The sequence below is a fragment of the Blautia sp. AM47-4 genome (assembly GCF_003479865.1).
Taxonomy (GTDB): domain Bacteria; phylum Bacillota; class Clostridia; order Lachnospirales; family Lachnospiraceae; genus Fusicatenibacter; species Fusicatenibacter saccharivorans.
Map to the genome: position 1 here is coordinate 120,005 of NZ_QUHY01000009.1, position 23,297 is coordinate 143,301.

Below are 23,297 nucleotides of genomic sequence, written 5' to 3' on the forward strand. Positions count from 1 at the left end.
GTTCGCCCCTGCAAGCACCTCCGGCCGGCTTCGAAAGTTTTTATCGAGATCAATCCTCTGCTGGCTTTCTCCGTCTTTTTGATACGTGCGATATTTTTCCAGAAACAGCTCCGGCCGCGCCAGACGAAATCCGTAGATACTCTGCTTGATATCGCCGACCATAAACCGGTTCCACCTGCCGTCCTCCTCACCGGACACCGCAGAGAGCAGTGCCTCCTGGATAAAGTTGCTGTCCTGGTACTCATCGATCATAATTTCCCGGAATTGCTCCGACAGCTCCCGCGCCGCATCGGTCCGCACCAGGCAGCCGTCTTTTTGCTGCACGAGAATTTCAAGCGCAAAGTGTTCCAGATCGGCATAATCAAGAATATTTTTGCTCCGTTTTTTCTCCGCAAACGCTTTTGCAAACTGCTCCGTCAGATCAATCAGCACCCCGATGGGCTCCCGGCAGTCGGCAATCTCCTCCGCAATCGCAGCGCTGTCCTTCTCAAAGAACTGCTCTTTTAACTTCTGCAGCTCCTTTTTACATGCATCGCGCTCCGCCTTTACCTGATCTTTCAGCGTTTCACTCACATCGTCTGCCTTTTTCCGCGAAAGTGCTTTAAACTTCATTCCGGCCATCGCGCGCACCAGTTCATCAAACGATTCTGTTTCCAGCAGTTCTTCCACCATCTGCTGGTCAGAAGCCAGCGCCTCATCATATAAATACGGTCCTCCAGAGCTTACTGCTGTTTTCCGGTTTTCCTGAATCCCTTCCAGAATACTCGAGAGCCGCTTTTTCGCCTCGCTCATCAGCTCCTGTACCCAGATACTCTCCTGCACTGCTTCCGGTGAATCCATCTGGTACGCCGCCCGGCACTCTTCGAGCCACTGCTCCGGCCATGGATAGCTCATGGAAAACTCATACAGTTTCAGCACAAGTGCATCGAGCCCGTCATCCTGCTTTCCCGCCGCGTAGCTCTCCACAAACCGTGTAAATGCAGACTCCTTTTCCGTAAAGCGTTCTTCCATGACCTTCTGGATCACATCGCTTTTCATCAGACGGATCTCCCCTTCATCCGCCATGCGGTACACCGGATCGAGATCGATCATCTGAAAGTAATTTTTTATCACATAGGAACAGAAACCGTGAATTGTGCTGATCTGCGCATGGTGAAGCAGGGTCTGCTGCCGCTGTAAATGCTCATTTTCCGGGTTTTCCGCAAGGCTCTGCTGCAGAGCGCGGCCGATTCTCTCTTTCATTTCTCCTGCCGCCGCACGCGTAAAGGTTACGACGAGAAGCTGGTCAATGTCGATTGGATGCACAGGGTCTTTCACCATTGCAAGGATCCGCTCTACCAGAACCGCCGTCTTTCCGGAACCCGCCGCCGCGCTGACCAGAAGATTCCGGTCTCTCGCATCAATGACTTTCTGCTGTTCCGCTGTCCATTTTACTGCCATGTTCTTTCCCTCTTCTTTCTGGCTGATTTTCTTTCCCTCACTTGGAAAAAATGCACCATATTTCACTTTTTCAAAAGCAGTCACTCTTTTTGATCTCTTTGTGCTGTCTCCTGCATTACCTTCATCAGCAGTTCTGTATCCATGCCCTTTAATTTACGGTATTCATATCCCTGAATTTTCTGATCGAATCCGCAGATTCCCTGATATTCGCAATATGCGCATGCCGTTGCTCCATCCCGCTGAAACGGCGAAATTTTTACATTTCCCGAGAAAATGCCCTCGCCGATCTCACGTACCTTCTTTCTGGTGTATGTCCGAATCACATTAAACTGCTCCGACGATGCCACTTTCGAATAGCCCGTGTAGCTTCCATCCTTCTTCTTTCCAACCGGAATCACATCCGACGTCGTTCCATCCGCGAGTACTCGGTCGAGAAGCTCCACCACCTTCCGATCTGCATTTACAAGGCCATCCATCCGCAGTGCTTTCAGCATCCGTCTGCCCCACGCCTCATCGGTCTCATCTTCTTCTTGGTCGAGGATCGGATCATCAATATGATAATAAAATACCCCCGCAGGCTCCACCAGCTTACCTGGATGCTTTTTCTGCTCCAGCTCCACCGCCGCATCCAGATAAACCGCCAGCTGCAGCTGTAACCCATAATAGAGCGCCACCAGGTCAAGCGATGTATTTCCCGTCTTGTAATCGATAATTTTCACATAGACCTTATCGTCCGTCTCACAGAGATCCACGCGGTCAATCCGTCCGCGCAGGCGCATCTTCTCATGCTCCGACAGATCAATATTAATCGCCGACAAGGAGTCCTCCATGGAGAACGAAACCTCAAATTCACCCGGCTCAAATTCTCCCTGCCGAATCTGCTGCTGCAGCGCCCACACCGTCCGTTTCAGAATCCGCTTTACGCGGATGATGCGATACTGATTCCGGCTTGAGCTCTGGAAAATCGTGTTTCCGTAATCTGCCATCGTCTCCTCGACGCACTCCTCGATCAGGCGGTCACGGGTATCATCCCCGACAGTCTTCCATGTCTCGCCATTTTCCTGCAGTTTTTTTGAAAACTTTTCGAGTGCTTCATGCATAACCGTTCCCATATCGGCCGCTTTCAGCTCATACTGATCCCGCTCGCGGATCTGAAGTCCGAACTCCATAAAGTGGGCAAACGCACATGCCGCATACTTTTCCAGCCGTGTCGCACTGTTTTTCAAAGTGTCCCCGTACAGCGCCGATGCCGCACTCCTTCCGATCACACCGTCCGCACAGCGCAGAAAAGCCGCTTTCCGATATGTCTCCGCCGGAATCCCCGCCTCCGGATGTGCCGCATACCAGCGGTAAAGCTCTTCAAACAGCGGATTCATCTCGCCCTCTGCCGCCTTTCCAAGCTCCTCCAGAAACAGTGCCTCCCCGGAACGCGGCATTTCCAGTTTTTCCTCCGGATTTTCCTCTTTTTCGATATCCCGCACCGGGATCTCCGGGAAGAGTTTTCGGATTTCGTTAATCAGATACGACGGATTCTGCGCCTCGCCGGACGCGCCCGCTTTCGCAAAGGAAAGGTACAGCCGCTCCGATGGTTTTGTCAGATTTCGGTAGAGATGGAATTTCTGCTGATACATCGTCTCCCGCGCCGTCGGGGAGAGTTTTGCATCCGCGCGCTCCAGCTCCTCGCGGTCATACTCCGAAAGAATACCGCCTCCCGCGTCGTGACGCGGAATCAGCCCGTCGTTCACACCGACGAAAAACAACACACGGATATCCTTCAGACGTGATCTCTCATTGTCACCGATCAGTACCTGGTCCGCGGTCGGCGGAATAATGCCAACAGAAGCCTCTGCAAAGCCAGCCTCCAGAATCTCCTGATACTCTGCCAACGTCATTTTTTCATCGCCCAGCACCTCGACAATCTTATCCAGAAGCTCCATGACAATACCGTAAATCTGGCTGTATTCTTTTGCAAATGCCTCCTGTCCCCGCTCTTCAAACTGCTGCCGCCGCTCCTCAAGTTTTTCCTGCATCTGATTCTGCACCGCCAGTGCGTACAGTGCCTCCGTCCGCTCCCGCACCGTGGCGTCTTTTTTCTTCATCTGTTCTGCAAACGGCTGCACTTCGGCATAGAATTTTTCCCGTAGGAGATTGCGCTGCGGCACTTCATCCGGTTTGATGCCGCGGTATCCCCGCGTCCACGTCTCCCCATACGCTTTCAGCCCGCGGATGCCAAGTGCCAGAACATAGTTTTCCATCGCATCTGTCTCCTCGCGGCTCAGACTCGAAAGGCCGCAGCGCAGATAACGGAAGACGCTCTCGTAGGAAAAGCTCTGTACCACCATCTCGATCGCCGCGCGCAGAAATTCCACGAACGGATTCATCAGCACAGAATGCTTTTCGTCCACAAAGTACGGAATGCCGCATTTTTCAAAAATTTCCCGCGCATATGTGCCATAAATGGAAAGATCTCCGGTCAGAACGGCAAAATCCTGGTACCGCATCTTCTCCTCACGCACCATGCGGCGGATCAGGCGCACCGTTTCCTCGAGCTCCGCACGTGGAGATGGCGCTACACTAATGTAAATACCCTGCTGTTTCAGATTTTGTCCGGACTCCAAATGCTCCTTTTTCGTTTTCTGTGCATTTTCCAGCGTGCTTGGCCCAATTTCTTTTTTGTTCTTTCCATTTGTTCCTGCCCCTGCTTTTGACTCTGCTCTTTTTCCTGCCTCTGTTCCGACAATCCTTCTTATTCCATATCGAAACAGGTTCTGTTCCAACTGATCCATCATGCTTCCCGACTGAAAACGGCCATATCCCGAGCGTCTGACCCAGATTTCCGGCTCCACTGGGCACCCTGCTTCGTCTGCCGCTTTCATAAGCTGTTGAATCAGCTGGCGGCTCATCGCAAAGAGCTGGTGCGGGATTGCCTTTTTATACGGATCCTCCCGCTCATCCATAATAATCGTCACATAGACCTTTTCACAAAGCCGGAACAGTTTTCCAAGCACACCGATCTGTACTGGCGTAAATCCGGTAAATCCGTCCACCAGTACCTCACTGTTTCGAATGAGTGATGATTCTTCCAGCTTTCCCGCCAGAACCTCCAGCACATCCTCCGCCGTCACGTAGCGATTTTCCAGATATTCTTCAAATGCACGGTAGATTACCCCGGTGTCTTTCAGCTTTGCTGCCAGCAGCTTTTTCTCTCCCGTCTCCTCCGCCCACGTATCAAGCTCGGACGGCGCAATCTGATACTGCTTCAGCTCGGAAATCAACGATTTCATCTGCGAAACTGCGCCGGTTCTCTTTAACGTACTTCCAAGAATCGTCAGCTCCTTTTTCTTCTCCTGTGCAACGCGTTTTACCACAAGACTCTTTCCCGTTTCTTCGAGCACCGGGTACAGACTGCCTCCGGTCTCCTCAAAAATACGGTAAGCCAGACGCTGGAAGCTCAAAATATCAACATTTAAAATACCGCCCGCCGGATGCAGTGACACAAGCTCTTTCTGCGTCTGCATTGTAAACTGCTCCGGCACAATGATCAGATAAGTTTTCTCCGGGTGGCGCATCGCTTCCGCCAGAATTTTCTGATACGCATATCTCGACTTTCCAGCTCCCGAATTTCCCATAATAAACTGCAGACTCATGTTTCGCTCCTCCTGTTCTGATCCACTTCTGCCAAAAAAATAAACATAGCTACAGTATAGCAGACTCCTTTTTTTGATGCAATCAACCTTCAGGCAAACAGTAACCATTTTCTTCCGACAATACTGCCGTATATTTCCAACGTAAACGGCCGCTCTTAACAGCTGAAAATATTCAGCATTAAGAGCGACCGTACATTTTAAGATCAATGACAGCGTCATATATTTTTATTATGTTATACTTTTCAAACGTTCCATCAAGGTTTCCATGCGGCACAAAAAAATCGTTGCCGCAAGTAAATCCGCAGCTCCTCCCGGACTCATATTTTTCCGGATACAAATCTGATTCAGTTCTCGCACTTTTTGCAAACCCTCCGCGCAAAAAGCACCACCTGTCTTAAGAATTGCCCTTGCTTCTGTTTGCAGCCATCGCATTTCTTTCTCACTGGTTCTGCTGATGACATTTGTGTCCGTAAGCTCTCCTATAATCTCAAGAAGAATCTGTACATTGATCTGATTTTGATCCCTGTTATTTGCTATATACTGCTTCATATGAGGAACCGTACGTTCACACAGAATCGGATATCCGCTCATCGCCAGTCCCCGGACTCCTTTCTCGCCCAGATGGCAGTAAATTTTTTCTCCATGCGTGATCCCCGAGCTTTGTTTTAATTTTCTCAGATCCTGTTCCAACTCTTTTTTTGTCATTTCCAGACTGATCCGGCAAACATCCTCCGACTCGATTTTTCCGTAATTTCTCAGGGAAATTCCGGCTGCAGCTGCAAGAATGCCAATCGTAAAAATGATTCCTTTGTGCGTATTGACTCCTCCGGTTGCAACAAACATTTTTTCTTCCGTCTTTTTTCCTCTTTCTCTGAGAAGGGGAAACAATGTCTTCGGATCTGCCTCCCAGGAATACCCGGCTTCAAACATTGCCGCCAGATCTTCGGCGATCGCCTCTGTACTCTTTTGAAATGTCTGACAGTTCATATCTGTATGCGCACCGGTATCCTCCCGGTCTACTAAGCCTGGTTTTGGTGTCGTATACACTTCTTCCATCAGGGCCTGACTGATCTCAGCGGCTACGCCTCTTTGTAGCTGCTCTTCCCATATGATATCATAGATCTTTTTTCTCAATTCTTCGATCGAATGTTTTCTGCTTCTGCCACACTGACAGGCCGGGTTGTCGCATAACAGACATTTTCTTTCCGGAATCCAAGATCATTTCTGCTGATTTTCGTATTTTCTTTTTCCAATACATCAATATCATACAGTCTCCCAATCTTCGTCTCTTCCAAAGCAATCATAAGCTTTTTCACCCGGCAGCCGTCTGCTTTCACAACCAAATATCCCTCATATCCGGTTATGTTTTCTTGTACCAGCCGGACTTCCGTCGAAATTTTTTCCGTTTCCAGCTTATTCTGTATCTTTTCCAGTCCTTCATAAAAGACCTTTTCGAAAAGTTTATTTACCTTTTCCGGACCCGGAATATTGAGCATAAAGCAGATTAACGTACCCGGATATTTTTCAAGAAGCTCTTTCTGCGTTGCCACCCTTTTTTCTCGGCTCCACAATACCTGCTCTAAGGAAACTTTATTTTCCGTTTTCATTCTTTTTCCTTTCCAGATAGCGCCAGGTACTTTCCGGAAGCATTCCGCAGACGCTTTTTAATTGATTTTCCGCATATTTTTTTCTGACCTCAGATGCACTGATGATCTGGTCTCCATATGTTTTTCTGGGAATTTCATGAAAGCGGATCTGATAGCACGGCAGCTGCTCCCGTAAGCACTGGTTATAGGTATGTGTCACATCGCAGACCGGTTCACTGCCCACATAGCGATCTGTAATTTTAAGCTCCGGTGCAATGCACTCTCCAAACAGCTGAATATCCAACTGGCAATTCATCTCATAGGCTTTCGCTTTTTCTTTGATAAAGTATGTCGGAAACACAGCCGGCGAAATCATGTATTCTGAGGTCTGGTGAAGAATCACATTTGGAATTTCCTGTATTCCTTCTTTTACCAACTGATACCGTTCTCTCGTTGTCAGAAAGCTCTGTTCTTCTGAGAGGATAAAAATGTGCAGCCATTTGTTTTTTTTGCTGCCTCCCGGATCAGGTATTCATGTCCTCTGGTAAAGGGATTACAATTCATAACCACTGCACCGATACCGTTTTCATGTCTGTTTTCCACTTTGCATTTCTGCTGTTCCTGTGTTTCTTTTTTTAATCGTTTCAGGAATTTTTCAAGTCCGTTTTTGTCATTTTCCAGAAGAAGAATTTTTTCTGTCTGTGCCACCGGATACATTCCCATACTACAAAACAGTTCTTTGTTCTGAGGCTTGGTAAATCCGAAAAAATGAGAAATTCCCATTCCATAAAAATATTCAATCAGAGATGTCATAAGATGTGCCAGCAGATTCTGTCCTTGATACGCTTCTGATACCGCAACACATTTTATGATATTTTTCTGGCAGGAAGCAGTTGCTATGATTTCTTTCTCTTTTCGCAATACGATGGAATGTGTAATCTGCTCATCATAAGTAAGTCCCATGTATTCCAGAAATTTTTTGAGTTCCTCTTTCTTTTTCCCGGTAAAAGGATCCCCTGTTTCTTCCATATAGTCACTCACTGCCTGCCCTCCCTTCTCTTATTTATGTACTGGCTCCGGGAGTATATTCTTTTCCTCTTTAAATCGGAATGGTTTAATCTGACGAACTACATCCATGATGGTTCCATCTCTGCTTTCAATAATTCCTACAACACGTTCGCCAAATTCTACTTTCTCCGGTTCTCCTGCAATCCGGTAAGCCAAATCCCGAAGTTCTTCTATCGTTTTCAGCGGAAGTCCACTGTTTTTTACCGCTTCCAGCAGATCTTTTCGCAGTGGGTTAACTGCAACTCCATATTCCGTGATGACTACATCTACAGATTCTCCCGGTGTTGTCACTGTTGTTACTTCCGTACAGATTGCCGGAATTCTTCCCTGTAATAAAGGAGTCAGTACAATGGTGCATTTTGCACCTGCCGCCGTATCCGGATGACCTCCCTGCGCGCCTGTTATAACGCCATCGGAACCTACTACAACATTGCAATTGAAATTTACATCAACTTCCAGTGCTGCCAGAATCACAAAGTCCAGTTTGTTGACTACTGCGCCCTTGTTAAAAGGGTCTGCATATTCACCGGCACTGATTCTGAAATGCCTGATATCTTTTACTGATTCTACCGCATCCAGATCAAAATCCTGCGTATCCAGAAGTACATCAACCTGATTGTTATCCAGAAGATCACACATCGGTTTTGTCAGACCTCCGACACCGAAACGCATACGGATTCCACGTTCCTTCATGATTTTTGCCAGCGAAATGGTGGAAGCGATAGACGCGCCTCCCACACCTGTCTGATAGGAAAATCCATCTTTAAAGTACGGGGTAGACGTTACAAATCGTGTACAGTAATCCGCCATCATCAGTTTTCTCATATCTTTCGTCGGTTTTGCTGCACCTGTTGCAATTTTCTTAGGATCTCCAATTGCATCTACCACTACTACATAGTCTACTTTTGTCATGGAAATATGCGCCGGGAAATTAGGAAACGGAACCAGACAGTCCGTAATTGCTACGACTCTGTCTGCGTAATCAGCATCTACCATCGCATAGGACAACACTCCGCAGTCCGCCTTTCCACCGATACCACGACAGTTTCCATAATCATCACACGTCGGTGCTCCGATAAATGCAATATCCAGGTGTACTTCTCCTGTTTCGATTGCCCGAACTCTGCCGCCGTGAGAGCGCATCACTGCAAGCCCTTTCAGTTTTCCCTCAGAAATCGCCTTTCCAATCTCACCGCGCACACCGGAAGACTGGATTCCCGTAATCGTTCCATCTTCCATGTACGGCACCAGTCCTGCATGCGCTTTCCCAAGAGAGCTGGCACAAATGGTAATATTTTTAATACCCATTTTATGGATTTCTTCCATCACCATATTTACAACCAGATCACCATCCCGGAAATGATGATGAAATCCAATTGTCATGCCATCCCGGATTTCGCATTTCACCAGTGCCTCATGAATTGTTTTCACCAGTTTGCTGCCATCGGAATTCACCACGCAGCGGGTTTTCGGACCATCTTTCTGATATTCATAACCATCATAATAATGCACTCCGTGAAATACTTCTTTTCCTGTTATCTTCAATATTTCCTCGGGAATTTCTCTCCCTACTGCATTTTTCATTTTACAGTTCCCCCTCGTACACACCGGAAGCCTTGGCCAGTTCGATGATTCGCTTTGCACCATCATAAAACGCAATATCAATCATCTTTCCGTCTACAGTAAACACACCGATTCCCTGTGCCTTTTTGCTGTCAATCTCACGGACTACTTTTTCCGCAAAAATAATCTCTTTTTCTTTCGGCGTAAAAATTTCATGTACAATACGAATCTGTCTTGGATTGATAATCGATTTCCCATCAAAGCCCATCAGGTGAATCGTATTGACGTCTTCCCGAAAGCCCTCTTCGTTTTCCAAATCTGTATAGACGGTATCAAAACACTGTACACCTGCTGCCCGTGCAGCGATGACAAGCTGCTGTCTTGCTCCCATCAGTTCTATTCCGGTTCCCGTGATGTGGGTATGCAGATCTTTCGTGTAATCTCCACCGGACAGTGCGATACCAAACAACCTTTTCGAAGCCTCGCAAATTTCTAACGCCTTCACCACACCTCTTGCCGATTCTATCGCTGCCATAATTAAGGTACTGTTCTCCGGTCTGCCAAACTCATTCTCTGCCTTTAAAATTTGCTGCTCCACTATCTTTACATCTTGTGCTGTCTCTGTCTTCGGAATCCGGATGCCATCACATCCACCGGCTACTGCGCAACGGATATCTTCCTTCCAGAAAGGTGTGTCCAGGCCATTGATACGTACAATCCGTTCCGCTCCATGATAATCAATCGTGCGAAGTGCATGAAACAGGGAAAATCTGGCCGCGTCCTTCTGATTTTCTGCCACTGCATCTTCCAGATCCAACATCAGAGAATCTGCTCCATAAATATAGGGATCTTTAATCAGTCCCGGCTTCTGTGCGTTTAAAAACATCATGGTACGACGTAATCGTTTTTTTGCGTCTCTCATCGGATCGCACCTCCCCATGGCAGCTGCTCCGACTGCCCGGCGGAACGGTATACCGCAGCTTCCACCCTTGCACGGATGGTGCAGTCCAGAGCTCCTTTATCTACAATCTTAATTTTTACGTTCTGAACTCCCAGATTTTCCAGAGTATCCAGAACCACATGACGGATCTGATTTCCATACTGATGAATCACTGTACTTTCCAGTACCAGATCTATGTTGCCATCCCCATCTTCTACCGTAACCATACAATCGCTGGATTCCAGTGTTCCGGCTACAGCTGCTTTTTCTATCTCCATTTTCCTCTTCTCCCTGTATTTCCCGTGGGGCTGCCGCACTAAGAAAAATTTCTACAAATATAGATTTTTATCTCCTAAATAACTCCATATTTTGTAGTGTTTTCGCTTAGCGCGTGTTTGAAAAATCATCTCTGCAATCTGCAAGCCCCACTTTATACTCTGCAGATTTTACTCTTCTACTGATTTTCCCGCAAAGTTCATCCAGTCCAGAATCTTCTGAATATACTCATCAAAGAAAATATCATCATGCCTTCCCGGACCCTCTTCAAACAACAGCGGAACGCCCAGCTGATCCGCAAACTCCTTCAGATCTACCGAATCCTGATGTCGTCTGTCCTCTGTACCACAGCAGGTATACAATCTTGGAATATCTCTTCCTTCTTCTTTCCGGTTTTTCAACAGTGTAAAAACATCATGAACCTCCGGTGTAATTGCAGGCGGATCGCCATATAACGCTTCACAAAGAGTGGATACCGTATTTACCTTTCCCTGATAACGATATTCTGCATGATAAGATCCCGCAACGCCTCCGATTGCCGCAAATTTTTCCGGACAGGTAAGTCCCCATTTATAGGCACCGTAACCTCCCATCGACATTCCTGCAATAAAACGGTTTTCCCGCTTTGTTGCTGCCGGGAAATTTCTCTCCACAAAATCTGTCAGTTCTTCTGTCAGATAAGAAAAATAATCCAGTCCGTATTTCATATCCGTATAGGCGCTGTTATATACGCTTGGCATAACCACCATAATCTGATGCTCATCTGCATAACGCTCAATCTTGGAGGTCCTCAGATACGAAAGATGGTCTCCTGTAAATCCATGCAGCAGATACAGGGTCTGATATTTTTTGTTTTTCCCGAAAGTCTCTCCCTTTTTTCCCTGCTCTACATCTTCCATTCGCTCTTTTTCCGGAAGCAGAATCGAAACATCTACCTGCATCCGCAGGATACAGGAGTGAAAATTGCAATGTACATATGCTGCCATCTGTTTCTCCTTTCTGTCAGCCTTTTACAGCGCCGACAACCACACCTTTGATAAAATATTTCTGAAGCATCGGGTAAATAATAATGATTGGTAAAATTCCGACAAATGCCAGTGCCATTCGGATGGAGTTTCCCGGAAGCGAAACTGCCTGTCCTTCGGCCGCCAGCTCTGATGCTCCGCTTCGCAGATATTCAATGTTTTTCATGATACGCATCAGAAGATTCTGAATACCAAAATATTTTGGATCCTGTACGTAATATAAAGCATTGGTCCAGCTGTTCCAGTAGGAAAGACCTGTAAACAGTCCAATGGTGGCAACTACCGGCTTCGACAACGGAAATACAATTTTGGTGAAAATTCCAAGCTCTGACGCTCCGTCCAGCTGTGCAGCTTCATATAATGCTTCCGGCAGGCTGTTGCTGTAATAGTTTCTTACCAGGAAAATATTGAATGCTGTCATCAGAAGATTCGGAAAAATCAGTGCTGCATACGTATCTTTAATATGGAAAAATGTTGTCCACATAATATACTGTGGCACCAGTCCTCCATTAAACAGCATGGTAAAATATACAAAAAAGGATAATGCGTTTCTATATTTGAATGTTTTTCGTGCCATCGGATATGCGATCGAAGTCGTCAGTAATACGCTTAATCCGGTTCCGACAACGGTTGTTCCAATCGTAACAAGATACGATCTTACGATTGTTGCTGCCTGTTTTACCATGTAGGTATATGCTTCCAGGCTGAGTTTCTTCGGCAAAATCTGATATCCGTTTGTAATCAGTTCATTTTCATCGGTAAAGGACGCAACCACCAGAAGAATCATCGGAAACAACGCCACAATACTGATTACCACTAAAATAACTGTTGCTATTGCAATAAATCGTTTTTCATCGCTGACTGTCTTTTTCATATCCTGCCTCCTAGAACAATGCGTTTTCCGGATCTTTTTTCCGTACAATAAAGTTTGCAATCATGACCAGTGCAAAACCAACCAATGACTGATATACACCTGCTGCCGAAGACATTCCTACATTACCCTGTTCCATCAAACCACGATAGACATACGTGTCAATCGTCTGCGTCGTAGAAAACAGGGTTCCTGCATTCATTGGTACCTGATAGAACAAACCAAAGTCAGAATAGAATACACGGCCGATCGCCATCAATGTCATAATAACAATGGTTGGTCTCAGAAGCGGAAGTGTAATGGCCGTAATCTGTTTCAATTTAGAAGCGCCATCAATCTTTGCCGCTTCATAAATTTCCTTATCAATGCCTGCAATACCTGCCATATAAACGATCGCATTATATCCTGCATTCTTCCAAAGATATACAATAACCAGGATAAACGGCCATGCAGCTTTTGCAGTATACCAGTCTACGCCTTTTTTCCCCAGCGCATCTAAAATTGTATTGTTCACAAAACCGGTTGTACTTCCCAATAACGCGTATACCAGATACGCCGTTACAACCCATGACAGTAAGTGTGGAAACAACAGCACGGACTGGAAAAACTTTCCGCGTAACAGTTCTCCCAGCTCATGCAGCAGGATTGCAAAAATCACAGAAACTACGGTTCCGATCACGATAAACGCCAGATTATATAACAATGTGTTTCTCGTAATGACCCATGCATCATCTGTCAGGAACAAAAATTTAAAGTTATCCAGTCCACACCACGGGCTTCCCCAGATTCCTTTTGCATAACTGAACTTTTTGAACGCAATAAAGGTTCCAATGATAGGAATATAGTTATTAATGATCAGATATGTAATACCCGGTAATGCAATCAACAGTAATGCTAATGTATTTTTACTGGCATGTTTTTTCTCACTTTTCGTCATAATTCGACTCCCTTTTTGATAAATAAGGCTGCGGTAAATTTCCGCAGCCTTTTCTTTTTTAAAGTCTTTCCTATTTGCTACTCATCCATGCATCCAGCTGCTCCTGCTTTGCCTGAATCAGGTCATCCATACCAGCTGCTTTCAGTCGTTTTGTCATCTCGGCAAGTGTTGTATCTACATCTGCTGCACCAACCCACAGAGATTTTTTATACTCTTCTACAATGTTCAGGCATGCGGTATATTCTGCTTCTTTATCACTGTAGTCGTAAAGGAAACCATAATAGTTTGAATGATCTCCATCATAATTCTGCTGCTTGTTTGTCTCTTTTTCTTCTCCATACAGACCGCCTACAACCGGATAGGTCAGCCATTTATTTCCCCAGAAATAGTAGTTCATATTATCGGTATAGGCTACACTGTTCAGATCCGTATATCCATCCGGTGCTACTGCACAACCATTTTCATCCAATTTGTAATCCACCCCTTCTTCTCCATAGACCAGAAGGTTGTCTACATATGCATCCGTGTACAGCAGGTTCATAAATTTGCAGGCTGCCGAAGGATCTTTACAGCCGGAATTTACCATCCATGCTCCGCCGTTTCCAGACCAGATCATCGAATCACTGATCTGTACATTTTCAAACGGATGACCATAGTTGTTTGTATACTGCTGCGCAATCTTCGGATTACCCAAGCCACAGAATGTGCCAAAGCAGTTGCCGGACATCAGTAATTCTGCAGTAGTTGCTGTTGTAGTAGCTGCATCACTTGCATAATAACCAGCTTCAAACCAGCTTCTGGTCAGTTCGCACAGTTCTTTGAAATCTGTCGTTTCATACATATCCACTACAGTTGCATTGTCCTGATAAGCCACACCGGAAACGGATGAGGCAATATTGTCACCTAATGGATCAATTTTAGCAATCTTTCCCAGGTAGCTTTCAAATAACGCATTCGCTCTGTTTGGATCAATGATTGTCATATCCGGATAAGCTTCTTTTACCTTTGCAAACACTGCTGTCAAGTCTTCCGGTTTGGTAACCTGACTCATATCGATTCCAAGTTCCTCGGTAATATCTTCACGATAGGTAAATCCACCCGGTACATAGTTGGAACCCATATTCAGAATTCCATATGTTTTTCCCTCTACCGTTGTCGGTGCCAGAAAACCATCGTAAAGAGTTTCTGTTGTTTCTTTCAGGTCACTGTCCAGATACTCTGTAATATCCAGCGCTGTTCCATCCTGAATATATTTCAGATGCGACGTATTATAGGCCTGAAACAAATCCAGCTGTTCTCCGGATGCCAGCATCAGATTCACCTGATTCATATAATCAGAATTGGAAAACAGTACCAGCTTGACCTTTGTATTGATCTTATCTACTGTATAATCGTTGATCAGGTTCTGAATTCTTTCCAGTTCTGATGACTCCGGGATATTGTTCTGCGTCATGTACGCAAATACAACCTCTGCCGGTTCTTCGCTGTCGCTGCTTTCCTGCTTACTGCTCTCCTGATTTCCGTTTGCATCACTGCTCTGTGCTCCACCACATCCGCTCAGCAGAGATCCTACTGTCAGGGTAGCCATCAAAATCGCCAAAATCTTTTTCTTCATTTGTTTCTCCTTTCTTCTTTCCGGTTCCTTTTGATAGACTTATCATAGCGCAAAAAAAACGAAAGTTCTTACACAAAAAAGTACAAAACTTTCGTTTTTAAGATATCTATTCTTTTTTCCGAAACTCTGCCGGTGAAACTCCCGTATATTTTTTAAATACAGATGAGAAATACGGAAGAGTATCAAATCCGACTTCCAGCGCAATATCAATCACCTTTGTATTGGTGTTTTCCAGCAAATGTTTCGCTTTTTCCACGCGCAGGGAATTAATATAATCATTCAACGACGTTCCGATATCCTTCCGGAACATTTTTCCAATGTATTCCGGCGAAAAATGAAACCTCTCCGAAAGCGTATTTCTGTTAATATCTTCCGTATAATGTTCTCTGATATAATCAATTACCTGATCTGTGATCCTTTTTTCTGTTTTTTCCTTCCGTTCCTCCTGTGTCAGATCAAATACCTTATTCATCAGCCAGGTCATCCACTGCACCATAGAGAATTCTGATTTAACAGCATTCATATCCAGTTTCAGATAGATCGGATCACGAATCACGCTGTTCATATTTTCCTTTTTATCATGGAGATATTTGCTTACAAGCTGTGTCAGTTCCACTTGAAAATTGCGAAATCCTTCTACGGAATGCATCGTTTGCTTTACATGCTGCAGCGTTTTTTGTAAATATTCCAGTGTACTTACCCTGGAACCCTTGTTCAGACACTGCAGGATATAATCTTCGTCCAGAATATGTCCGGAAGCCTCTTTTTCTCGAAGCAATGCCATAAATTCTTTTATTTCCCCTTCGTCATAAATATGCGTTTTGTCATATTCCATTATTTTCTCTTTTTCCAAACCTGCTTCATAAAAAGGAACACTCGGGGAAATGTATCCGATCTGCAATGCATCAGGAAAATATTTTTCAAATATCTTTCTGACCCGTGCCGCTCTCTCCTTCGTCTCCTTTTCCGAAAATTCCGACAGAATTCCAAGATAGGTCCCCGTATTCTCTTCCCAGCAGATCACATTTTCCATTTTGATTTTTTCTGTGAATGCTTCTGCCAGAATATTTTCCATTGCAAATTTATAAATGGATTCCTGTTCCTTTTCTTTCCCGAAGTCCAGTTTGCCACTGGCAAAATGAAGAATCACAACACAATATTTTTCCTGAATTTCTTCCGCTATCCCCTGTTGCTTTATTTCCTCCTCGAGTCCCTGTTTTTGCACACCGGGTTCCAGCAATACTCTTGTCCAGAAATATCGCACCATCTTTCTTTTTCCGATCTTCCAATATTCCCGGATTTCCTCCGTTTTTTGTTTCCAGGCTATTTTTTCTGTCACACGAAGCAATGCCTGATTGATTTTATTCATGTCAATCGGCTTCAGCAGATAGTTTGCCGCACCATTCTGTACAGCTCCATAGGCATATTCAAATTTTTCATGGCTGGTCAGAAAGATAACCTCTGTCTGGATTTTCTGTTCTCGTACCCATTCCAGAAAGTGAATCCCGTTCTCCTTTGGCATTTCAATATCGCATAAAATCAGTTCCACTTTGTTTTTTTGCAAAATATCTCTGGCCATAGAAGTATTGTAGGCCACATAGATCTGGTCAATAGAAAGTAACGCGCGATCCAGCTGTTCTTCCAATACCTGCGTTGTCACAATTTCATCATCTACAATCAGCAAATTCATCTCTCTTCGTCTTTCTCCTCATCTGTACATTTCAGTGTTTTCGGAATCCATATGGTTATTTTGGTTCCTTCCGGTTCCAGATTCTCCAAATACAGAAGATGATCCTGCTCGTACATCATCTTCAGAACCTCTTTTACATTTTTTATTCCAATTCCACTTCCATCTTTTTTTTCTGTTATTTCCATATCTTTATTCACAAAGTCCAGTATTTCCTGCGAAAATTGACCCTGCGATATATATAGTTCCAGTTTTAAGTAAACTTCCTTCCCCGAGAAGCTCCACAATGCCTGAATCAGAACCGTAGTGAACGAATCAATACTGATCACGTGCTTAAATATATTTTCCAAAAATGTATGCAGAATCATCTGCGGCACCGGATACTGCTGCAGTTCTTCCGGTACATCCATATAGACATAAAAGCAATCCCGGTACATGAGTCGCTGCATTTCCAGATATCCCTCGGCATTCTTTATTTCATCCTGCAGCGGAACGGTATGCAGACCAGTTCGAAACATATAACGGATGTTCTGTGAAAATGCCTGAATAAAGGTATGGACATTCTCTTCCTCGTGCTGATAAACCATGCTGTTAATGGTTGATAAAGCATTCAGGAAATAATGTGGTTTTAATTGCATATGGATATACTTCAGCTGCACATCCTTCATTCGAAGTTCCTGTTCGTACTTTTGCACCCTCATTTCAAGAATCGTCTGTACCATATCATTATATGCCTGTTTTACTTCTTCCATTTCGTAGCTGTTTGTATTATATTCCGCTCTTGCCCTGAAATCTCCACTGTGAATTTTTCTGGACACCCAGAACAGGTCTGCAATCGGCCGGAAGATTTCTTTTTGCATATACCAGACAATTGTTCCAAAGAAAAGCAAAGACAGTACTAAAAATCCAAAAATAACGATACCGGAGGTAGAATATGCGGCATACTCGGATGATTTTACACTGTAATACATCTGATATGCATCTTCCAGAACAGATCCCTGATAGATACTGATGGATGGATCCTGTTTCTGCAGATTCTCTATTTCTTCTCCATATGCCCAATCTTTTCCTGAAGCGCACAGAATTTCCCCTTTTTTGTCTGTAAGATAAAATGCTGCCTCTTTGATGGACATATCATTATAGTTTAACAAGGAGTCCAGTCTTTTTTCTGATATCAATACAGCGATCGTATTTGCACCATAATTATAATATTTTACCAGATACACCTGCGCCCCCATAACAGTAGAAGTCCAGCCGGATGTAGGAGTTTTATCAAACGTATTACGCTTTTGAAGATACTTTTTGATATCTTTTATTGTATCATATGTTATATTTCCATTTCTCTGAATCAGGATACTGTTGTCTTTACAATTAACAACTGCATAGGCATCCGCTTCCTTTGTGTCTTTACATCTTTCCTTTAGAATCTGAAGCATTTTATACTGCGCTTTCACTTTTTCCAGGTTATTTTCTCCATTTAGCTGTGTCAAAAGCAGTCGATATCCCAGTAAAAGATCCAGGTTATCATCCAAGCGTTCCAATACACCTTCCATCGTATTATGATAAATCTGCAGCGTATTTTCCACCAGGTTTTCCTCATTTTTTTTAGCAATATCAACAATAAACGCTTTGTACAGAAACAGTAAAATAATCTGCAGAAGCAAAAAAGTAGTAAAAAAAACGCCCATGGTCCTTCTGATTTTTCTTTTTTTCATCTTTCCCCTCCTCTTTTCCCGACTCTCCCTGAAGTTTGTTATCGTGACCGATTACATTATATACTAATTTTCGGGCAGAAGAAAGACTGTCCAAAGATTACTTGCAGCTTGCGGAAATGATTTTTCAGACACTTTTTTTCATAAACGATTTTTCTTTTACATACATTATAGTAAAAACGCCCGTCCGTTCGCCCTCGTCCGCTCACAGACGGTTTTTCAAAAAGGAGTGTGCCCGCCCATGAGTTCCAAAACGAAAATTGTTGTACTACATATGAAAGAAGTGGTTTACACCGCTGTTTTTCTTGCTCTCGCGCTGATTCTTCTCGTGGTGTTTCTGATCATGTTCTCCGGGAAGAAGGATTCTGCGAAAAAACCTTCTGTCACCACTGCTGCTTCCGCCGAAAATGCACGCTACATTCCCGGCATCTACACCTCCACGATCTCCCTCGGCGACCAGACCTTCGATGTGCAGGTCAATGTTGAGCAGGACCGCATCACCGCGATTTCACTGAATAACTTAAGTGAAACCACCGCCGCCATGTATCCGCTCATGGAGCCCGCGCTCGATTCCATCGCAAGCCAGATCTATGTGAATCAGACGACGGAAGGCCTCATCTACGGAGAGGACGACCGCTACACCTCCGAACTGCTCGTCTCCGCGATCAATCAGGCGCTCGAACAGGCTCAAAATCCTTCCTCCGCAGAATCCTGATCTTTCCATGCAAAAAGGCCTCGAAGCATTCTTCTGCTCCGAAGCCTTTTTTCTGTCGTGCATCTCAAAATTTGATTCCCTGCACCAATTTGGATTATCTTTGTTTCTTTCCGTATTTCCTGTTTTGTTTTTTACAGCTGGTCGAGTTCCTCTCTCCAGAGCTTCACGCACGCATCACTCGGCATACGCAGGTCGCCGCGCGGGGATACCGCAACGCTTCCGACCTTCGGGCCATCCGGCAGGCAGGAGCGTTTGAACTGCTGCGCGAAAAATCTCCAGTAGAACGTTTTCAGCCATTTTAAGATCGTCGCATCATCGTAGACACCGGCAAATGCAAGTTTTGCCACACGGTAAATCTTGAGCGGTTCGTACGTCACACGCAGCATATAGTATAAGAAGAAATCATGAAGCTCGTACGGTCCGACGAGATCTTCTGTTTTCTGAGAAATGACACCATCTTTCGGCGGCAGCAGTTCCGGGCTGACCGGCGTGTCGAGCACATCCAGAAGGATATCGGAAAGTGCTTTTTCCCCGCAGGTGTCCGCATAATACTGCACCAGATGGCGCACCAGGGTTTTCGGTACGGACGCATTGACGGCATACATCGACATATGGTCGCCATTGTACGTTGCCCAGCCAAGTGCCAGCTCGGAAAGATCACCCGTTCCGATAACCATACCGCCGGACTGGTTGGCAAGATCCATCAGAATCTGCGTTCTCTCACGCGCCTGTCCGTTTTCATACGTCACATCGTGTTTCTCCGGATTCTGTCCGATATCGCGGAAATGAAGATTGACTGCCTCCTTAATATCGATCTCTTTTAAGGTTGCGCCAAGACATCTTGTCAGCTCACAGGCATTCTGATACGTACGGTCCGTCGTCCCAAAGCACGGCATCGTCACAGACAGAATCTGCTTTCTCGGAATCCCAAGCAGATCAAATGCTCTTGCCGTTACGAGCAGCGCCAGCGTCGAATCAAGTCCGCCGGAAATACCGATGACTGCGCTCTGGCAATGGGTATGCGCCAGACGTTTTTTCAGTCCCATAGCCTGGATATTTAAAATTTCATCGCATCGCTGATCGCGGTTATGCTTGTCTGACGGTACGAACGGTCGCGGATCGAAGTAGCGGGTCAGCTTTGTCTCTTCTATTGCCAATGAAAATCGAACGACCTGATATCCATCGGTTCTCTGCTCCGGATACGTGGTCATCCTTCTGCGCTCACTTGTCAGACGATCCACGTCGAGATCTGCGCAAATGATCTGATTCTCAAATCGTTTTGCCTCGGCAAGAATGGTTCCGTTTTCAGCAATCAGATGCTGTCCGCCAAAGACAAGATCTGTCGTCGACTCGCCCTCGCCTGCTGTCGCGTATATATAGCCGCAGATCAGACGCGCCGACTGTGCGCTCACAAGGCTTCTCCGGTAACTGTCTTTTCCAACCATTTCATCACTGGCAGAAAGATTTACGACCACTGTCGCACCTGCAAGCGCATGCGCCACACTCGGCGGATTTGGAGTCCAGAGATCCTCACAGAGCTCTGCTGCAACTTTAAGACGCGGCATTTTTTCACACTGGAAGAGCAGATTCATGCCAAACGGAACCTCTTTTCCAAAAAATTCCGTTGTTGTCACCGCTTCTTTTCCCGGCGCAAAATGACGCAGCTCATAAAATTCATTATAGTTCGGCAGATACTTTTTCGGCACAACACCGAGAAGCTCTCCGTGACAAAGCGCAGCGGCTACATTGAACAGCTTTCCGCCCTGTTCCCACGGCAGTCCGACAAAAATCAGCGCATCGGTCTCTTTCGTGCCATCGGCAATTTCCTTTAATCCTTCTTTCGCCGCATCAATCATCTGACTCTGCCAGAATAAGTCACTACAGGTGTAGCCGGTAAGAGCCAGCTCCGGGAGCACCATCACCTTTGCTCCCTCGCCCTCCATTTTATGAATCGTTTCCAGAATGACTCTCGTATTTTCTCTGACATCCGCTACCACTACCGCACAGGAAGCGGCGGCAACTTTTACGAATCCCTGTTTCATCTCTTTCTTCCTCCACTATCTGGTTCCCTGTTACAGATTTTCTGCAAACAGAAGCTCTCACAGCCTCCGTTTCGCCTGAAACAGTACTGTTATTTGCTCTTACGCAATAATTCTTTCAGATCCTCGGTAGAAAATTCATAGGCGCTGTTGCAGAAATGGCATTTCAGCTCCACCGGTTTTGCTTCCTGAATCATCTCGTTCAGTTCTTTTCTTCCGACCGCTATCAGCGCTTTCGATACACGCTCACGGCTGCAGTTGCAGTAAAACTGGGTCGGCACGGTATCGTTGATCACAAGGTCCATGTCTCCAAGCAGTTTTTCAAGAATCTGCTCCGGAGTCAGGCCCTCGTCAAGGAATGCGGTAACGGAATTGACTTCTGCCAGACGCTGCTCCAGTTTTTCAATGACTTTCTCATCGCAGAACGGCATCAGCTGAATGATAAAGCCGCCGGCCTGACGGACGGTATTGTCTTTGTTCATCAGCACACCGAGTCCGACGCTGGACGGAACCTGCTCACTCGTTGCAAAATAGTAGGTCAGATCCTCTGCGATCTCACTCGTCTGCAGAACGCACTGTCCGACGTACGGCTCTTTCAGTCCCAGGTCTTTGATGACATCCATGAATCCGACGCCGACAGCACCTGCCACGTCAAGTTTTCCTTTTTTGTTGGCCGGAATCACGACGTCCGGGTTTCCGACGTAACCTTTTACATTTCCTTTGGAATCTGCTGTTACGGTAATGCCGTTCAGCGGTCCGCCGGCATGGATGCGCAGGGTCAGAAGGTCTTTATCTCCCTTCATCATAACGCCCATCATTGCACCTGCCGTCAGAAGGCGGCCCAGCGCTGCGGTTGCAACCGGGCTCGTGTTGTGATCCTGGCGTGCTGTCTCTACGGTTTCTCTTGTTGTCGCTGCAAACGCACGAATCTGTCCGTCTGCCGCTGTTGCTCTTACAATATAATCCATGTTTCTCTCCTATTTCTCACTTTTTCCTTTTTCTCTTGCTACGACATAAATACGTTCGCTCTCCGGTCTCGGCGCATCCTTTGTGAATGCATCGTAGGCCGTCACAAACTCCATGCCTGCCTCTTCCAATAAGCGGCGGATCGTCGCAAGATCGTACGCTCTCTGATAATGTACCTCCTCAAATTTACGGTACAGATCGGAATCTTCTCCCTCCGGGATGAAAATGGCAAGCTCATATTCGTTGATCTCTTCCTCCGGGTCATAGTAATTATCCCAGATGAAGCTTGCCTCTTCGCGGTTTTCCGCAATCGTAGTCTCACCCATCTGTTCATATTTATACTTGGTATTCAAATCAAAAATAAACATGCCCTTCGGATCCAGATAATTGTTGACGAGTGAGAAGACTTCCCGCAGATCGTCTTCCTCCAGAATATAGTTGATGGAATCGCAGATGCTCACAACCGCCTTCACGGTTCCGTAGAGCTCAAATTCCCGCATATCCTGAAGCAGATATAAAATGTTTAAGCCGGACTCGGCGCGTTTTTCACTGGCAATCTCGAGCATATCCTCAGAATTGTCCACGCCGATCATATCGTAGCCCTCTTTGGCGAGCAGCTCGGTCATGTTTCCCGTTCCACAGCCAAGATCGAGCACCAGTCCGTCTTCCACCTGATATTCTTTTAAAAGCTGAATCAGATATTTGCTCCAGGCAGGATAGTCCACGTTGTCCATGAACATGTCATATACCTGGGCAAAACTGGTATAACTTTCATTCATCTTTCTTTTCTCCTTCATCGTTTACAGTAGCTACGCCTTATTGTATCACATCACACAGGGCAACTCAATATACGAAAAGACCTGCAGGATCCCTGCAGGTCTCATTCACTCCCCGAGTTGGGCTCGAACCAACAACCCTTCGGTTAACAGCCGAATGCTCTACCATTGAGCTATCGAGGATTATTTAATTGAAGATATTTGATATACCTTCAAAACCGCATACACTACACATCTATCATTCCATCTTGTGAACACAACCATTCAGGTCAAGCCCTTGACCGATTAGTAACAGTCAGCTCCATGCCTTACGGCACTTCCACCCCTGCCCTATCTACCTCGTCGTCTTCAAGGGGTCTTACTTCTTTCGAATGGGATATCTCATCTTGAGGGGGGCTTCACGCTTAGATGCCTTCAGCGTTTATCCCTTCCCG

The 23,297-nt window shown here is 45.6% G+C and carries 16 protein-coding genes, 1 tRNA gene, 1 rRNA gene and 3 pseudogenes; 1 reads left to right on the top strand and 20 read right to left on the bottom strand.

The window, feature by feature from the left end; all coding sequences use genetic code 11:
* Positions 1 to 141 precede the first annotated feature (141 nt).
* The 15 genes and pseudogenes from DW965_RS19895 to DW965_RS08400 all read right to left on the bottom strand — a co-directional run.
* A pseudogene (locus DW965_RS19895) lies at positions 142 to 1,440 on the bottom strand (UvrD-helicase domain-containing protein); the annotation flags it as partial.
* Between the two features lie 80 nt (positions 1,441 to 1,520).
* Positions 1,521 to 5,087: a PD-(D/E)XK nuclease family protein gene (locus DW965_RS08335; protein ID WP_119198264.1), complete on the bottom strand. Its 3,567-nt coding sequence runs from the start codon at positions 5,085 to 5,087 to the stop codon at positions 1,521 to 1,523.
* Between the two features lie 228 nt (positions 5,088 to 5,315).
* Positions 5,316 to 6,221, bottom strand: a complete 906-nt coding sequence (locus tag DW965_RS08340) for a triphosphoribosyl-dephospho-CoA synthase (protein ID WP_119198265.1) — start codon at positions 6,219 to 6,221, stop codon at positions 5,316 to 5,318.
* A 33-nt stretch (positions 6,222 to 6,254) separates the two neighbouring features.
* Positions 6,255 to 6,694, bottom strand: a pseudogene (citX, locus tag DW965_RS08345) (citrate lyase holo-[acyl-carrier protein] synthase); the annotation flags it as partial.
* Positions 6,678 to 7,702, bottom strand: a pseudogene (citC, locus tag DW965_RS22520) ([citrate (pro-3S)-lyase] ligase). The pseudogenes citC and citX, both read right to left, overlap by 17 nt.
* 30 nt (positions 7,703 to 7,732) lie before the next feature.
* On the bottom strand, positions 7,733 to 9,325 hold the full coding sequence (gene citF, locus DW965_RS08360) for a citrate lyase subunit alpha (RefSeq protein ID WP_117804856.1): 1,593 nt from the start codon (positions 9,323 to 9,325) through the stop codon (positions 7,733 to 7,735).
* A 1-nt stretch (position 9,326) separates the two neighbouring features.
* A complete protein-coding gene (locus DW965_RS08365) occupies positions 9,327 to 10,226 on the bottom strand; it encodes an aldolase/citrate lyase family protein (protein WP_117804857.1) in 900 nt (299 codons plus the stop codon).
* Positions 10,223 to 10,522: a citrate lyase acyl carrier protein gene (citD, locus tag DW965_RS08370; RefSeq protein WP_117804858.1), complete on the bottom strand. Its 300-nt coding sequence runs from the start codon at positions 10,520 to 10,522 to the stop codon at positions 10,223 to 10,225. Before citD ends, DW965_RS08365 begins: the two co-directional genes overlap by 4 nt.
* A gap of 51 nt (positions 10,523 to 10,573) precedes the next feature.
* The gene (locus tag DW965_RS22525; RefSeq protein ID WP_369123059.1) at positions 10,574 to 10,687 is read right to left on the bottom strand and encodes a DUF6783 domain-containing protein; all 114 of its coding nucleotides are present in this window, start codon (positions 10,685 to 10,687) and stop codon (positions 10,574 to 10,576) included.
* 3 nt (positions 10,688 to 10,690) lie between these two features.
* Positions 10,691 to 11,506, bottom strand: a complete 816-nt coding sequence (locus DW965_RS08375; RefSeq protein ID WP_117804859.1) for an alpha/beta hydrolase — start codon at positions 11,504 to 11,506, stop codon at positions 10,691 to 10,693.
* 16 nt (positions 11,507 to 11,522) lie between these two features.
* The gene (locus DW965_RS08380; protein ID WP_022462680.1) at positions 11,523 to 12,419 is read right to left on the bottom strand and encodes a carbohydrate ABC transporter permease; all 897 of its coding nucleotides are present in this window, start codon (positions 12,417 to 12,419) and stop codon (positions 11,523 to 11,525) included.
* A gap of 10 nt (positions 12,420 to 12,429) precedes the next feature.
* The gene (locus DW965_RS08385; RefSeq protein WP_022462679.1) at positions 12,430 to 13,353 is read right to left on the bottom strand and encodes an ABC transporter permease; all 924 of its coding nucleotides are present in this window, start codon (positions 13,351 to 13,353) and stop codon (positions 12,430 to 12,432) included.
* Positions 13,354 to 13,423: 70 nt separating this feature from the next.
* Positions 13,424 to 14,968: an ABC transporter substrate-binding protein gene (locus tag DW965_RS08390; RefSeq protein ID WP_117804860.1), complete on the bottom strand. Its 1,545-nt coding sequence runs from the start codon at positions 14,966 to 14,968 to the stop codon at positions 13,424 to 13,426.
* 106 nt (positions 14,969 to 15,074) lie between these two features.
* Complete coding sequence (locus DW965_RS08395) at positions 15,075 to 16,658, bottom strand: response regulator transcription factor (RefSeq protein WP_117804861.1); 1,584 nt, start codon at positions 16,656 to 16,658, stop codon at positions 15,075 to 15,077.
* Positions 16,655 to 18,370, bottom strand: a complete 1,716-nt coding sequence (locus DW965_RS08400; RefSeq protein WP_022462676.1) for a sensor histidine kinase — start codon at positions 18,368 to 18,370, stop codon at positions 16,655 to 16,657. Before DW965_RS08400 ends, DW965_RS08395 begins: the two co-directional genes overlap by 4 nt.
* A 238-nt stretch (positions 18,371 to 18,608) precedes the next feature.
* Here DW965_RS08400 and DW965_RS08405 point away from each other — a divergent pair, with 238 nt between their 5' ends.
* Entirely contained in the window at positions 18,609 to 19,082 is a 474-nt protein-coding gene (locus DW965_RS08405) for a hypothetical protein (protein WP_022462423.1), read from the top strand.
* Positions 19,083 to 19,213: 131 nt separating this feature from the next.
* Here DW965_RS08405 and DW965_RS08410 read toward each other — a convergent pair whose 3' ends face one another.
* From DW965_RS08410 to DW965_RS08430, 5 genes are all read right to left on the bottom strand, one after another.
* Entirely contained in the window at positions 19,214 to 21,124 is a 1,911-nt protein-coding gene (locus DW965_RS08410; RefSeq protein ID WP_117804862.1) for an NAD(+) synthase, read from the bottom strand.
* An 89-nt stretch (positions 21,125 to 21,213) separates the two neighbouring features.
* On the bottom strand, positions 21,214 to 22,089 hold the full coding sequence (hslO, locus tag DW965_RS08415; RefSeq protein WP_022462421.1) for an Hsp33 family molecular chaperone HslO: 876 nt from the start codon (positions 22,087 to 22,089) through the stop codon (positions 21,214 to 21,216).
* 9 nt (positions 22,090 to 22,098) lie between these two features.
* Complete coding sequence (locus tag DW965_RS08420) at positions 22,099 to 22,866, bottom strand: class I SAM-dependent DNA methyltransferase (protein WP_022462420.1); 768 nt, start codon at positions 22,864 to 22,866, stop codon at positions 22,099 to 22,101.
* 108 nt (positions 22,867 to 22,974) lie between these two features.
* Positions 22,975 to 23,046: transfer RNA gene (locus DW965_RS08425), tRNA-Asn, on the bottom strand.
* Between the two features lie 82 nt (positions 23,047 to 23,128).
* Positions 23,129 to 23,297: ribosomal RNA gene (locus tag DW965_RS08430) — 23S ribosomal RNA — on the bottom strand; the annotation flags it as partial.